The organism is Novosphingobium sp. FG137, from assembly GCF_057809735.1.
The window spans coordinates 13,741-28,445 of the sequence record NZ_JBMDKN010000011.1 but is presented as its reverse complement, the minus strand read 5'-3'; the positions used below and the strand labels follow the sequence as shown (position 1 = coordinate 28,445).

The 14,705-nt window shown below is 66.7% G+C and carries 13 protein-coding genes; 9 read left to right on the top strand and 4 right to left on the bottom strand.

All coding sequences use genetic code 11. From position 1 onward, the window contains the following. The first annotated feature begins 79 nt into the window (after positions 1-79). From apaG to ACODS2_RS21840, 3 genes are all read left to right on the top strand, one after another. Positions 80-478, top strand: coding sequence for a Co2+/Mg2+ efflux protein ApaG (apaG, locus tag ACODS2_RS21850; protein WP_298168575.1), 399 nt, complete (start codon positions 80-82; stop codon positions 476-478). A 9-nt stretch (positions 479-487) separates the two neighbouring features. Then, positions 488-1,327 carry a LysR family transcriptional regulator gene (locus tag ACODS2_RS21845; RefSeq protein WP_489000621.1) on the top strand — a complete coding sequence of 280 codons (840 nt, stop codon included), beginning with the start codon at positions 488-490 and terminating at the stop codon, positions 1,325-1,327. A 255-nt stretch (positions 1,328-1,582) separates the two neighbouring features. Further along, complete coding sequence (locus ACODS2_RS21840; RefSeq protein WP_489000620.1) at positions 1,583-3,457, top strand: putative bifunctional diguanylate cyclase/phosphodiesterase; 1,875 nt, start codon at positions 1,583-1,585, stop codon at positions 3,455-3,457. On the opposite strand, the gene ACODS2_RS21835 is transcribed toward ACODS2_RS21840, so the two are convergent. Beyond that, entirely contained in the window at positions 3,437-4,720 is a 1,284-nt protein-coding gene (locus tag ACODS2_RS21835; protein ID WP_489000619.1) for a multidrug effflux MFS transporter, read from the bottom strand. The genes ACODS2_RS21840 and ACODS2_RS21835 overlap by 21 nt on opposite strands. A 78-nt stretch (positions 4,721-4,798) precedes the next feature. On the opposite strand from ACODS2_RS21835, the gene dinB reads away from it, so the two are divergent. Continuing rightward, positions 4,799-5,935 carry a DNA polymerase IV gene (dinB, locus tag ACODS2_RS21830; RefSeq protein ID WP_489000618.1) on the top strand — a complete coding sequence of 379 codons (1,137 nt, stop codon included), beginning with the start codon at positions 4,799-4,801 and terminating at the stop codon, positions 5,933-5,935. On the opposite strand, the gene ACODS2_RS21825 is transcribed toward dinB, so the two are convergent. The 3 genes from ACODS2_RS21825 to nhaA form a co-directional block, all read right to left on the bottom strand. Beyond that, positions 5,924-6,409 (bottom strand): NUDIX domain-containing protein, encoded by a 486-nt coding sequence (locus tag ACODS2_RS21825; protein ID WP_489000617.1) that lies wholly within the window; start codon positions 6,407-6,409, stop codon positions 5,924-5,926. The genes dinB and ACODS2_RS21825 overlap by 12 nt on opposite strands. A gap of 16 nt (positions 6,410-6,425) precedes the next feature. Continuing rightward, the gene (locus ACODS2_RS21820; RefSeq protein ID WP_489000616.1) at positions 6,426-6,881 is read right to left on the bottom strand and encodes a Dps family protein; all 456 of its coding nucleotides are present in this window, start codon (positions 6,879-6,881) and stop codon (positions 6,426-6,428) included. A gap of 103 nt (positions 6,882-6,984) precedes the next feature. Further along, positions 6,985-8,157: a Na+/H+ antiporter NhaA gene (gene nhaA, locus ACODS2_RS21815; protein ID WP_489000615.1), complete on the bottom strand. Its 1,173-nt coding sequence runs from the start codon at positions 8,155-8,157 to the stop codon at positions 6,985-6,987. Positions 8,158-8,257: 100 nt separating this feature from the next. Here nhaA and ACODS2_RS21810 point away from each other — a divergent pair, with 100 nt between their 5' ends. The 5 genes from ACODS2_RS21810 to ACODS2_RS21790 all read left to right on the top strand — a co-directional run bounded on the left by ACODS2_RS21810 (position 8,258) and on the right by ACODS2_RS21790 (position 14,705). Further along, positions 8,258-9,637, top strand: coding sequence for a glycosyl transferase family protein (locus tag ACODS2_RS21810; protein WP_489000614.1), 1,380 nt, complete (start codon positions 8,258-8,260; stop codon positions 9,635-9,637). 31 nt (positions 9,638-9,668) lie between these two features. Beyond that, positions 9,669-10,838 (top strand): hypothetical protein, encoded by a 1,170-nt coding sequence (locus tag ACODS2_RS21805; RefSeq protein WP_489000613.1) that lies wholly within the window; start codon positions 9,669-9,671, stop codon positions 10,836-10,838. A gap of 63 nt (positions 10,839-10,901) precedes the next feature. Further along, on the top strand, positions 10,902-11,816 hold the full coding sequence (locus ACODS2_RS21800) for a sulfite exporter TauE/SafE family protein (protein WP_489000612.1): 915 nt from the start codon (positions 10,902-10,904) through the stop codon (positions 11,814-11,816). A gap of 16 nt (positions 11,817-11,832) precedes the next feature. After that, entirely contained in the window at positions 11,833-12,588 is a 756-nt protein-coding gene (locus tag ACODS2_RS21795) for a TIGR02186 family protein (RefSeq protein ID WP_489000680.1), read from the top strand. 383 nt (positions 12,589-12,971) lie between these two features. Continuing rightward, positions 12,972-14,705 (top strand): ATP-binding protein, encoded by a 1,734-nt coding sequence (locus ACODS2_RS21790; protein WP_489000611.1) that lies wholly within the window; start codon positions 12,972-12,974, stop codon positions 14,703-14,705.

Sequence of the window (14,705 nt, the reverse complement as noted above, 5' to 3'; positions counted from 1 at the left end):
TTGCCACAAGTTGCAGCAAGCAGATCAATGGATGAATCCACCGTTGGAACCGTCGCCAATCTGGGTTAGCTTGTTCCCTATGAAACAGCTCTTCCAGCATGCTGCCGTGACGGAGGGAGTGACAGTGCGCGTCGCTGTCAATTTCCTGCCCGAACAGTCGCGCATCGATGCCGGCAAATGGTTCTGGGTCTATCATATCCGGATCGAAAACGGCTCAGACCAACCGATACGCCTGCTTACGCGGCACTGGCGCATCACCGATGGGCGGGGAATGATCAACTTCGTCGATGGGGATGGGGTGGTGGGCGAACAGCCGCTGCTCGCCCCCGGTGCGGCCCATGATTATGTTTCGGGCTGCCCGCTCGGCACGCCGCATGGCAGCATGGAAGGCCACTATACGATGGAGCGGGCCGATGGCTCGCTGGTGGACGTGGCGATCCCCTATTTCCCGCTTGCCGCTCCCGCGACCGCGAACTGATCAGTCAGCATGAAGCGGACCCATCTGCCGCTGAACGGCCTGCGCGTGCTCGACGCGGCGGCGCGGCACCTTTCCTTCACCCGCGCGGCGGACGAACTGGCGGTGACACCGGCGGCGGTCGGCCAGCAGATCCGCGCGCTGGAAGACCTGCTCGGCGTCGTGCTGTTTCGCCGCACCACCAAGGGGCTGGTGCTGACGGACGAGGCGGCGGCCGGGCTCGATGCGATCCGTGAAGGGTTCCTGCGCTTCGAGGAAGGCGTGCAGGCGATGCAGGCCGGGCAATCGAGCCACGTCTATACGGTGGCCTGCCCGCGCGATTTCTTTGCCGCGTGGCTCAGCCCGCGCCTCGCTGCATTCCGCCTCGCCAATCCGGGCTTGCGATTCGCCCTCGTCGGCAGCGATGGCGATCTCGATTTTACCGAGGCTAATCTGAACCTTGCGGTGCGATGGGCGGAAGGACCCGGCGATCTTGAAGGTATCGCACTGGGCGAACCGCTGATGCAGATCGTGGCGGCCCCGGGAACCGGGCCGGGCAGCGGAGAGGATGCGCCGTGGATTGCCTGGCCGGGCGATCCCGCGCCCGAGGGCCCCAATCCTGATGGCGCGGCGCGCGAGACGCAGTTTTCGGTTGGCGACGGAGGTACGGCGATCAGCGCGGCAGCCGCCGGGCTCGGCAAGGCGCGAGTGCCGCTCATGCTGGCCGAAAGTGCGATTGCGGCGGGCAGGGTCGTGCCGCTGGGCGAGCCGGTCTGCTGCCGCCGTTCCTACTGGCTGGTGGCCCCGCTGCCGCAGTGGCGGCAGAAGAAGGTCAAGGCGCTGGTTGCGGCGCTGACAGAGGGGCCGAGGTAAACCCCGTTTTGGAGCGAAATTCCTCCATTGCGGGTGTTAAAGTTCTCCAGTTCCATCGATAATTCGCCCTGGACCTTGAGAAGGCGTTAACTCTCACCGCCGTAAACCGCCGCGATGGCTAGTGGCAGTCCCTCATCCGGTGTGCATCAGCGCGCTCGGCGCAGGCTGCGCGGTTTTGTCCGCAGCCTGCGTTGCTATGGGCGCCACTGGCAGCAGCGACCGGGCGATGCGTTTACCGAAGCTTACGCGCTGAGCGTGTCCCACCGTGCGCCGCTGCTTTATCTGGTGGTGATCTTCAACACACTGCTCGTGGCGGCCTGCTTCCACGGCTCCGCGCCGCTGGGTCTGGTGTTGGCGGGGCCTGTCATGAGCATCGTTGCCGTGCAGCGCGCCTCGCACTGGCTGCCGAACAAGGTCGCGACCCGGCCGGTCGAGCAGCTGCGCGCCGATCTGCAGGGCATGCAGCGGCTGGGCGGCTGGGCGGCGCTGGTCTTCGTGGCATGGTCGCTTGGGCTCTATCCCTATGGTGATTCGGGCCAGCGTGAACTGCTCCATTTCGTCATTGCGGTAACGATGTTCTCCGCCGTGCTCGGCATGGCCAATTCGCCGCAGACGGCGCTGCGGCTCGGCATGGCCTTCACGCTGCCATGGAGCCTGTTCCTGCTGGCAACCGGCCATCCCAATGCCCCGGCGATCGCGCTGGCCCAGGTGTTCATTACCGCGATCCTGCTGGCGATGACCCAGATCCAGCACCGCGATTTCGTACGGCTGGAGCTTTCGCGCCAATTGCTGGTGCGGCGCGAGCGGCAGACCGCCGAGCTGGCGAGTGCGCACTACCGGCAGGCGACGGTTGATCACTTGACTGGCGGGCGCAACCGCCGCGCCATCCTCGCCTGCCTCGAGGAGCATCTTTCCGAGCCGCAAGATGCGATCCGGCCATGGCTGGCGCTGTTCGATCTCGATGGGTTCAAGCATGTGAACGATACCTTCGGCCACGCCGCCGGCGATCACGTCCTGCGCACAGTCAACCAGCGCATCGGCCTGATCGAATGCGTGACCGCGCATGGCCGGCTGGGCGGTGACGAATTCGCCATCCTGTTCGACGGTGCCTGCGATGCCGATGCGGTGACGGCGGCGGCGCGCGCGCTTTCCTTCGCGATCCGCGAGCCGATCTCGTTCAATGGTGCAACGCTGCGGCTTTATGGTTCGATCGGCCTCTACCGCGCCGACGGCGATACGGCCTCGACTTGCCTCGAACGCGCCGACGCGGCGCTCTACAAGGCAAAGGAGCTGGGCGACGGCGCCATCGTCGCGTTCGGGCCGGAAGACGAAGTGGCGCTCCATCGGCGCATTGCCGTGATGCGCCAGTTCAACGATTGCGCGCTCGGGGACCGGTTGCGGCTCCTGTATCAGCCGATCTTCGATTGCCGCGATGGCCGCGTGGTGGGCATGGAGGCGCTCGCGCGCTGGTCGCCCGACGGGATCGAGTGGCAGGCGCCGGGCGAATTCCTCGCGATTGCCGATGCGACGGGCCGCACGGGCGAGCTGACCCGGCTGGTGCTGGCGCGCACGCTTTCGGAATGCCGCCCCTGGGAAACCGGCCTCGAAGTCTCGATCAACCTCGCCGCGCGCGACGTGGTGCGCGAGGGGCTGGCCGAGACGATTGCGCAAATCGTTGCCGACGCGGGTGCAAACCCGTCGTCGGTGATGCTCGAGGTGACCGAGCGGGCGCTGCAGATCGATCCGAAGCGCGCGGCAGTGCAACTGGTGGCTTTGCGCGAGAAGGGCTTCCGCATCGCGCTCGATGATTTCGGCGCGGGCTGGTCGAGCCTGTCGCAATTGCGCGACCTGCCGCTCGACCGGATCAAGCTCGACCGTGCGCTGGTGGGGGCGCTTTCGAGCGATCCGGGCGCGCGGGCGGTGACAGGCATGATCGTGGCGCTGGCGTGGCAGCTGGGCATCGGCTGCTCGATCGAGGGCGTCGAAAGCGAGGCGCAGGCCAATGCCGCGCGGGCGCTCGGCATTCATCTGATGCAGGGCTATCACTTCGGCCGGCCAGAGCCTGCCGCGCAGGCACTGCGGCTTTATGCCGGGCTGCTCGGTCCCGCCTCAGCAGTGGGTATCGGGTAGCGGTACTTCTCGCAGCGTGCCGCGCGGGTTGATCCGGCGGAACAGGCGGCCCTGCTCGCTCCACAGCACCAGCACCAGCGCGGTGAGACCGCAGCCGAGGAAGGCTAGCGCGAGCGGGCGGGCGGTGCCATCGTAGGCAAGGCCGATCACCATGCCGAGACCGGAGCCGATGACCATGCGCAGGAACGCCTGAACCGAGCTGGCGGCACCCGCCATGTGGGCAAAGGGTTGCAGCGCGATCGAGCTGAAATTCGCGCCGATAAAGCCGACCATGCAGATGTTGAGCGCGATCACCGGCATGAACTCGATGAGTTCCTCATGCTCGCGGCTGGCCAGCCAGACCTGAAGCACGCTGAGTGCGATCGAGATCAGCACCGCCGCATGCGACACCCGCCGCGCGCCGAAGCGTTCGACGATGCGCGAGTTGAAGAAGCTGGCGAAGGCCATGCATAGCGCGGTTGCGCCGAAGATCAGCGGAAACCACGCGCCCGCGCCGAAGTGTTCACCGACCAGCTGCTGCGCGCAGTTCACATAGCCGAACAGCGCGCTGAGGATGAGACCCCCGCCGATGACATAGCCGAACGAGGCGCGATCCGAGGCGGCGGTGACCATGTTGGTTGCGATCGACGTGAGCTGGATCGGCTGTCGGTTGGCGGGATCGAGCGTTTCTTCGAGCCGAGTCCAGACCCAGAGGCCGACGATCAGCCCCATGACGGCGAGGAGCGCGAAGATCCAGCGCCAGCCTGCCACCAGCAGCACGGCAAGGCCGATGCTAGGGGCGACCATCGGAACCATCATGAAGATCACGGTGATCGTCGACATCTGCCGCGCCATGGCATCGCCGCCGTGGCGATCGCGGATGATCGCGCTGGGGAGGACCGAAAGCCCGGCGCTGCCGAGCGCTTGTGCGGCGCGGAGCACGAGCAGGGTGTTGAAATCGGTGACAAGCGCGCAGCCGATGGAAAGCGCGATGTAGAGGACCAGGCTGCCCAGCAGCACCGGACGCCGGCCATAGCGATCCGCCAGCGAGCCGGGGAGCAGCGCACCAAGCCCGCTGGCGATCAGGAACACGCCGACAATCAGCTGGCGCTGGTTGGGATCGCTGATCGAAAGTTCCTGCGCGATGCCGGCCAGCGCGGGCAGCATCGCGTCGATTGCCAGGGCCTGGAGCGCCATCGACATGGCCATCAGCACCACGAACTCGCGCGGGCCCATGCGGGCAGAGCCGGGCGGGCGGGTTGGTGCGGATGAGAACATGGTCATGCCGGGAGCCTATAGGCAGGTCGGGGAATTGTTCCCAGTGCTTTATGCTGCACTGCGAAAAGGGGTAGGGTGCCTCCCATGTCCGCGCTGCCGCCCACCGATCCGGATGACGAGGAGACCGCCACCGGTCTGCGCAAGGTGATCCATATCGATATGGACGCCTTTTTCGCGAGCGTGGAGCAGCGCGACAATCCGGCGCTTCGCGGCAAGCCGGTGGCGGTCGGCGGCTCGTCTGCGCGCGGGGTCGTGGCGGCAGCGAGCTATGAGGCGCGGGTCTTCGGCGTGCGATCGGCCATGCCATCGGTGCGGGCGGCGCGGCTCTGCCCAGACCTCATTTTCTGCCCACCGCGATTCGAAGTCTACAAGGCTGTCTCGCGGCAGATCCGCGCCATTTTCCTGCACTTCACGCCGCATGTTGAGCCTCTCTCGCTGGACGAAGCCTATCTCGACGTGACCGACGATCTGCGCGGGATCGGATCAGCGACGCGGATTGCCGAGCTGATCCGGGCGCGGATCCGCGCCGATACCGGGCTGACCGCGAGCGCGGGAGTTTCGTACAACAAGTTCCTCGCCAAGCTCGCCAGCGACCAGAACAAGCCCGATGGCCTGTGCGTGATCCGGCCGGGCGAGGGCGCGGCGTTTGTCGCCACGCTGCCGGTCAAGCGCTTCCACGGCGTGGGGCCGCGCGGCGCCGAGAAGATGACTGCGCTGGGCATCGAGTCTGGCGCCGATCTCGCGCGGCACGATCTCGCGTTCCTGCGCCAGCATTTCGGGAGCCAGGCCGATTATCTCTACCGCGCCGCGCGGGGGATCGACTTGCGCCGGGTGCGCGCGGACCGGCCGCGCAAATCGGTGGGCGGCGAGCGGACGTTCGAGCGCGATATCGGCAGCGGCCCCGCGCTGCGTGAAGCGCTGGAGCGGATCATCGGCATCGTGTGGGAGCGGATCGACCGCAGCGGTGCCAAGGGGCGGACGGTGACGCTCAAGCTCAAGGACACCGGGTTTCGCACGATCACCCGCGCCAGATCGCTGCCGGGGCCGGTGGCGGACGAGCAGACATTTGCCGAGGCGGCGCGCGCCTTGCTGGATGCATTGCTGCCATTGGACCAGCCGGTGCGGCTGATGGGGCTGACGCTGTCGGCGCTGGAAGGCGAGGGCAGCACGCCGGTTCCGGCGGGCGCAGACGAAGCCGGGCAAGGCAGCCTACCGTTCTGAGGCCTGCCTTTGCCGCCAGATGCCGAGTGCGGTGTGGACAATCGCGCCGGTGCTGGGCGGCAGGGCATCCAGCGCGAACCAGCCCGCTTCGGCAATTTCCCGCCCATCGGCACAGGGCGTGCCTTCACTGAGGCCCGAGATAAGCTCGATCCGGTTGATCCAGCCGCCGGGCATCCGGCGCAGATCGGTGCCGATCCACACGCCATCCGCCAGCCGGCAGCCCGCTTCCTCCAGCAGTTCGCGCGTGCCTGCAGCCACCGGATCTTCCCCGCGCGCGAGCCCGCCGCCGGGCAGCAGCCAGCGATCCTGCTGGTGGTAGCTGTGGCGCACCATGAGCAGCCGCCCGTTGCCATCGAAGGCAAGCACGCCGCACCCGCGCATTTCCCGCCGCATCAGGCCCCACAAGCGCAGGCGAATCGGCTGTCCGATCCGCAGTAGCGCCCGGTGCAGCGGGGGCGGCAGGCGGGAAAACACCGGAGTCGCCGCCCTGTCAGCCGAGGATCGAGCTGAGGAACCACACCCGCTGCTGGGCCTGATCGGTCCAATCATCGGCCATGCCTTCGGTGGCGTTGTCACCCGCCTCGGTCGCGGCGGCCTTGGCGGCGCGAATGCGCTCGACCAACGCCGCGTTGTCGTCGCGCAGCGCGGCGACCATCGCCATGGCATCGACGCCGCTTCGGTCGTCATCAGAAATGGCGGTGCGGCCTGCGATGGCGCCGATCGAAGTGAGCGTATTGCCGCCGTTCTTGCGCACGCGCTCTGCGATCACGTCGGTCAGCGCGAAGAGTTCGGTGGCCTGCGCATCGAACAGGAGGTGCAGATCGTGGAACTGCGGTCCCTTCACATGCCAGTGGTAGTTCTTGGTCTTGAGATAGAGCGCAAAGTAATCAGCGAGGAGGTCATTGAGCGTATCGATCAGGGCCTTGGAAGCGTTGTCGCCGGGCATCACGTTCGTCCTTTCGGTGCGAGTCTGCGTTGCGGTCCCTACTACACCCGTTCGGCCGGGATGTTTCACCCGGAATCCGGGTCAGGGTGATCGCGGTTTTCGATCAGTCCGCCGCCACGCGCGGGGCCATGCGCAGCACCGCCGCCCCCGCCAGCGCCGAAATGAGCGAGCCGCCCAGCACGCCGAGCTTGGCATCCTCGACCAATTGCGGCGCAGCGGTGAAGGCGAGCGCGCCGATGAACAGGCTCATCGTGAAGCCGATGCCGCAGAGCAGCGCCATGCCCCAGAGGTGCAGGAAAGATGCACCGGCGGGCCGGGCGGCGATGCCGAGCCGCTCGCAGCCAAGCACCGCGAGCATGACTCCGGCCTGCTTGCCCGCGATCAGGCCCAGCGCGATCCCCAGCGGGAGGGGCGCGAGCGGATCCCCTGCACCCAGCGCCACTCCGGCATTGGCAAGGCCGAACAGCGGGACGATCAGGAAGCCGCTCACGCCCACCAAGGCGTGCTCCAACCGCAGCAGCGGGCTGTCCCCATGGGAATCGAGCGCGACCGGGATGGTGAAGGCGGCCAGCACGCCCGCTACCGTCGCGTGGATGCCAGAGTGCAGCACCGCGAACCATAGCGCGCCCGCCAGAACCAGATAGGGCGGCAGCGCGCGCACACCGAATCGGTTCATCGCCACCATTGCCGCGAAAAGCGCGATTCCCAGCATCATCCAGCCCAGTTGAAGCGAGGCCGTGTAGAACACCGCGATAACCGCGATGGCACCGATATCATCGACCACGGCAACCGTGAGCAGGAAGAGCCGCACCGAGGGCGGGACGCGGCTGCCCAGCAAGGCCAGCACGCCGAGCGCGAAGGCGATGTCGGTTGCGGCGGGAATGGCCCAGCCATTGCGGAGGTCCGGTTGGCCGCCTGTCACGCCGATATAGACCAGGGCCGGAACCGCCATGCCGGCGAAGGCTGCGATCACGGGCAGGCGGCGGCGGGCGTTGTCAGCCAGCGCGCCCATCATGAATTCCCGTTTTATTTCAAGACCAACGACAAGGAAGAACACGGCCATCAAGCCATCGTTGATCCACCCGTGCAGGTTCTCGAGCCGGGCCACCGGGCTCCACCGCAGCGGATGGAGGAAGAGATCGTGCCACGCATGGGCGAGCGGCGAATTGGCCAGAACAAGCGCCACCGCAGCGCAGGCCATGAGCACCAGACCCGGTGCCGCCTCGCTCGCTGCCAGCTTGCTGCGAAGCCCGCCAGAACCAAGGTTTCTCGCCATTCTCGAACCAATCCTTAGGTCTGGTGTCGTTGCCACGTTAGGTATTCGGGCGTAATTTGAACCTAAGGGATAGTGCCTCTTTCGGCGCGAGGGCAAGATAATGACGCCGTTTTACACGGCATTGGAGTGGCTTGGCCGTGCCGAGCATGAACTTCTTCTCTTCGCTGCGATCTGGTTCGCGGTGGGCACTCTCGATGAACTCGGAATCGACCTCCTGTGGCTCTGGCTGCGGCTGACCGGCAGGGTCCATACCGGCAAGGCGCCGGTGGACTGCGACGCCCCTTTGCGCGGGGTTGCCGCGGTGCTGGTTCCGGCCTGGCACGAAGCGGCCGTGGTGGGCGCGATGCTGACGCACACGCTCAGGGTCTGGCCGCAGCAGGACCTGCGCATCTACGCCGGATGCTATCGCAACGATCCCGCGACGCTGATGGCGATGCTGGCGGCGGCGCGCGATCCGCGGCTGCGCATCGTGGTGCATGATTGCGCGGGGCCGACGACCAAGGCGGATTGCCTCAACCGGCTCTATGCCGCCCTGATCGAGGACGAAACGCGCGGCGGCTTCCGCGCGCGCAGCGTGATCCTGCACGATGCGGAGGACATGGTTCATCCCGCCGCCCTCGCGCTGCTCGATCGCGGGCTCGATGATGCCGACTTCGTGCAACTGCCGGTTCGGCCCGAGCCGCAAGCGGGATCGCGCTGGATCGCTGGCCACTATTGCGACGAGTTCGCCGAATCCCACGGCAAGGCCATGGTGGTGCGCGATTGGCTGGGCGTCGGCCTGCCTTCGGCGGGCGTAGGCTGCGCCTTCAGCCGCGCTTCGGTGGAAGCCATCGCGGCCCGGCGCGGGACGGAGGCGCCGTTCGCCGCCGAATGCCTGACCGAGGATTATGAGTGCGGCCTGCTTGTCGGGCAGATCGGCGGGGCGGCGAAGTTCGTGCGCATGCGCGATGGCGAAGGCCAACTGGTGGCTACGCGTGAGTTCTTCCCCGCTGGCCTTGGCTCTTCCGTGCGGCAGAAGACGCGGTGGATGCATGGCATTGCGTTCCAGGGCTGGGACCGGCTGGGCTGGGATGGGCGCCCGCTCGAGCTGTGGATGCGGCTGCGCGATCGCCGCGCGCCGCTGACCGCCATCGTGCTGGCAGCGGCCTATATGCTGCTGATCATTTCGCCTGTGTTGTTCATTGCCTCGCAGCTGGGGTTCTATCAGCCGCATCCAATCGATCCGCTGCTGGAGGTGCTGTTGATCGCCAACTTTGCCGGCCTTGCCTGGCGTTGCCTGCTGCGCGCGGTGTTCACGGCGCATGAATATTCGCTGGGCGAGGGGGTCATGGCCGTGCTGCGGATGCCATTGGCCAATGTGATCGCGATCATGGCCGGTCGGCGCGCCTTGGCGGCCTATCTCGTTTCGCTTCACAGCGGCCGGGTCAAGTGGGACCATACCGTTCACCTGAGCCATCCCGCGCTCGCCCCGGTTCGCTGAATTCGGCGCCGGGATGACGCCGCGCGGCAGCATGGTGGAACATGGGAGCAGGATTTCGCGCGGCCAGCCGGTCATTGCGCTTGCGCTGATCCTTGCGGTCTGGATTTCCATACGGATGACCTTCATCGCGCTGGAGGGTGAACTCGCGGCGGATAAACCGCAGCTCGCCCGCCTTGCGCCGCCGCTGCGCCCGCCCGCACTTGCGCCGCAGCCCGGCGCTCCGGCTGGACCGGGCCGACACAACGCCGGCCTTGCCGCGCTGGCCGTGCCTAACATGCCTCGTCGCACCGGTGCTGCCGGGGTGCGGCGCTATCCGCAAACGAGCGCTGCCGATTTCGGTCGGCCAGTGGAGAACTGGCACGCCGGGCTCTTGCCGCGCTCCGGGGCGGATATGGCCGCAGGTGAACTAGCCGCCGCCCATCAGGTGCAGGAGACGGGCGGGGAGGACCTCGGCAGGCCGCGCGTGGCCTATGTCGCCGGGCCGCGCCGCGAAGCCGACCAAACTCGGCGCGCGCAGGGGCAGCCGCGCATGCGTCGCTGGTCCGCTGATGGCTGGCTTCTGGTGCGCGCGGGCGATCAGCCGCCGGCGCTCGCAGCCGGGGCTGCGGCTTATGGTGGTAGCCAGGCCGGTGCCGTGGTGCGCTATGCCTTCGCGCCGGCGAGCGCGCTGCGGCCGCAAGCCTACGTCAGGGTGTCGGGCGCGCTCGGCAACCGGGTGCGCCAGAACGAAGCGGCGCTGGGCCTCATGGTCCGTCCGCTGCGGGGTCTGCCGGTTGCCGTGCTGGGGGAATGGCGGCTGCAGGAGCAGAGCGGCCAGACACGGACGCGTCCGGTCGTGATGGCCGTGACCGAACTGCCGCCGCTGCGCCTGCCTCTGGGGATCGAGGCCGAGGCCTATGTGCAGGGCGGCTGGGCCGGCGGGCGCGGTGCGACGCCGTTCTACGACCTTTCCGCAAGCTTGCAGCGCCGGGTGATGCGCCCGCTGCTCGGCGCGCAGCTGAGCGCGGGTGGCGGGGTCTGGAGCGGCGGCCAGCGCGGGGCGGCGCGGCTCGATCTGGGGCCGCGCATCGAGTTGCGGACCATGGTGGGCCCGCCATCGCGGCGGATCGGCGTGAGGGTCGGGGTGGACTGGCGCTTTCGCGTTGCCGGACGAGCCGAGCCGGGATCGGGACCGGCGCTGACGGTGGCGGCGGGATTCTGATCTGGAAAAACCGCCGCGCCAACGTTTCCAAGTGGCGGCGGAACGGCTAGCCTCTCCGTCAGGATGGATGTCTACCTCCCCATCGCGAATCTTTCGGTCAATGGCCTTGTCATCGTTGCGCTGGGTGCGCTGACGGGACTGCTTTCGGGCATGTTCGGCGTGGGCGGCGGTTTCCTGACAACGCCGCTCCTCATATTCTACGGCGTGCCGCCCACCGTGGCGGCGGCCTCCGCCGCGAGCCAGGTGACGGGCGCAAGCGTTTCCGGCGCGTTTGCCCATGCGCGGCGCGGCGGGATCGATTACCAGATGGGCGGCGTGCTGGTGGCAGGCGGCGTGATCGGCACGGGCCTTGGCGCGCTGCTGTTCCGCCTGCTGCAAGCGCTTGGCCAGATCGATACGGTGATCAACATTCTCTATGTGGTGATGCTCGGCGGGATCGGCTCCCTGATGGCGCACGAAAGCCTCGGCGCGCTGAGGGCCGAGCGCAGTGGCAAGCCGCTGCCTGCGCGCAAGCGGCGGCATCATCCGCTCGTCGCCAGCCTGCCGCTGCGCTGGCGGTTCTATCGCTCGGGGCTCTACATCTCGCCGCTGGCGCCGTTGCTGCTGGGCATATTCACAGGCATTCTCACGATGCTGATGGGCATCGGCGGCGGGTTCATCCTCGTTCCCGCAATGCTCTACATACTCGGCATGGGGGTGACGGTGGTGGTCGGCACCTCGCTGTTCCAGATCCTGTTCGTGACCATGGCGACCACGATGATGCACGCGCTGACGACGCGCGCGGTCGATATCGTGCTGGCGGTGATGCTGCTGATCGGTTCGGTGACGGGCGCGCAAGTCGGCGCACAGTTTGCGCAGAAGGCCAAGCCCGAGCATCTGCGCCTGATTCTTGCCATTATCGTGCTGGGCGTCGCGATCCGCATGGCGCTCGGGCTCGGCTACAGGCCGGACGAGATCTATACGGTGGTGACCCAATGACGGGGGTGACGCGGTGATTGCGCGCCTTGCCGCATTGCTGCTGGTGCTGGCCTTTTGCACGGGTGCGCGAAATCCCATCCTCGTGCCGGAGATCTCGCAGCACGAGATTCAGGTGCGCCAGGGCTTTACCGGGGCCGACCTGCTGCTGTTCGGTGCGATCCTGACCCCCGAAGGCGCGCGGGCGGCGGGGGATTACGAGATCGTCGTCCTGCTGGAAGGACCCGCCCGCTCGATCGTGGTGCGCGAGAAGCGCAAGGTTGCGGGCATCTGGGTCAATGCCGACAGCACCGAGTTCCGTTCCGCGCCGAGCTTCTATGCGCTTGCGTCCTCGCACCCGGTGGCATCGCTGGTCGATGGCAAGACGGCGGCGATCTATGAAATGGGCCTCAAATGGTTGCAGCTTTCGCCGGTGGGGGTGATCGATCCGGCCGAGCAGAAGCGGTTTTCCGAAGGCCTTGTCGATCTGATGCGGCGGCAAGGGCTCTATCAGGAGAACGAGGGCGCGGTGAAGATCAGCGGGCAGGTGCTTTACCAGGCGCGGATTTCGCTGCCATCCAGCGTGCAGACGGGGACCTATACCGCCGAAACCTTCGCAGTGCGCGACGGGCGGGTTGTTGCCTCGGCGATCTCGCGCGTGACGGTGCGCAAGGAAGGTTTCGAGCGGGTGGTTGCCTACAATGCCGAGCGAAACGGGTTCTTCTACGGCCTGTTTGCGGTGATCGTCTCGATCTCGATGGGCTGGATAGCCGGCCGACTGTTTGCGCTGGTCTAGGGTTCAAACTCAATCAGGGCGCGTTCGAGGTTTGAAGCAAAACGGCTCAGTGCAAGGAGGGAAGGCGCAGGGATATGTCGATATCTCAAGCCTTTCCGACGCAGCAATGGGCCGTTTTGGTCAAACCCCTCCGGGGCGCCCAAATGGCTTCCATCTCGGCTAAACCGGCCCTTGCAAAGGCAACCAGCCTTCGCGGCGGGCCGCTTCGGCCGATATGTTCGCCATTTGGGCGCCTCGAACGCGCCCTGATTGAGTTTGAACCCTAGGAACCGCCCGGGGGCGGCTGGCAGCAATCCTGCCCAGTTCAATATTTAGCCAGTTTTTAACCGTCCAAGGTTAGGTCTTGCTTACACGAAGCCTTCTCAGGCGGGGATCAGGTGGCAATGAGCGATATGAGCATCAACGGCCTTGAGGGCGCCGGCAGGGCAACGCCCGCCGACCTCGCGGCGAACGGTGCGCGTCCGGCAATCAGCAGCGACGCGCGGGGTGCGCCGCGCCCGGCCCCCGACAATGCTCGCCGCCCCATCGGCTATGTGCTCGATGTGTCGGGCGCGGGCAGCTCGATCGCGCTGGACCTGACGCGGCTGGAAGAATGCATGGCGGACGGCGATCCGTCGATCTCGCTCGCCGGGCAGGTGGGCAGCCAGCTCAAGGTCCGTGTGGGCACCGGATGGTTGCTGGCCAGCGTGCGCACGCAGCGGCAGGACATGACCGCCGGGAACGACGGCGTGATCATCGCAGCTGTCGATTTCCTCGGCGAAGGCGACGAGGAGCGGCTGACCGGCAAGATCTATGGCTTCCGCCGCGGTGTGACGCGCTATCCGGTGCCGGGCTCGCCGATCTATCCCGCGACCAGCACCGACCTTCGCCAGATTTACGCTTCGGACGGGCGCACCAACGTGACCATCGGCACGGTGTTCCCGACGCGCGACATCCGCGCTGGGCTCTATGTCGATGCGCTGCTGGGCAAGCATTTCGCGCTGCTGGGTTCGACCGGCACCGGCAAATCGACCAGCGCCGCGCTGATCCTGCACCGCATCTGCGAACTGGCCCCCGAAGGTCATATCGTGATGATCGACCCGCACGGCGAGTACATGCAGGCCTTCCGCAACCACGGCCAGCTGCTCGACGTCAACAACCTCAACATGCCGTACTGGCTGATGAACTTCGAAGAGTGCTGCGAGGTCTTCCTCACCTCGACAGGGACGGACCGCCAGATCGATTCGGACATTCTCGGCAAGTGCCTGTTGCAGGCGCGCCACCGCAATCGCCTGGCCGAACAGATCGGCAAGATCACGGTCGATTCGCCGATTCCCTATCTGCTCTCCGATCTCATCAACATTCTCAACAACGAGATGGGCAAGCTCGACAAGGGCCACAATTCGGTGCCCTATCAGCGGATCAAGACGAAGATCGAGGAACTGCGCGGCGATCCGCGGTATCAGTTCATGTTCTCCGGCATGCTGGTGGGCGATACCATGGCCGAGTTCATCAGCCGCGTGTTCCGCCTGCCCTCGCACGGCAAGCCGATCTCGATCATCGACGTTTCGGGCGTACCTTCGGAAGTCACCTCCACCGTGGTCGCAGTGCTTTCGCGCCTCGTGTTCGATTATGCGATCTGGTCGCGCGATGAGGAGACCCGGCCGATCCTGCTGGTCTGCGAGGAAGCGCACCGCTACGTGCCGGCCGAGAAGAACTCGGATGGCTCGTCCGTGGGCCGCATCCTTTCGCGCATCGCCAAGGAAGGCCGCAAATACGGCGTTTCGCTGGGCCTCATCACGCAGCGCCCTTCGGACCTTGCCGAAGGCGTGCTCAGCCAGTGCGGCACTATCATCGCGATGCGCCTCAACAACGAGCGCGACCAAGCCTTCGTGAAGGCGGCGATGCCCGAAGGCGCGCGCGGGTTCCTTGATTCGATCCCGGCGCTGCGCAACCGCGAGTGCATCATCTGCGGCGAAGGCGTTTCGATCCCGATCCGCGTGGCGTTCGACGAACTGCATAACGATCTGCGCCCGGCTTCGGCGGACCCCTCGTTCTCCGAACTGTGGGGCAAGACGGGCGGCGAGGAAATGGCCGTGGAGCGGACCGTGCAGCGTTGGCGCGCGCAGTCGCGCTGA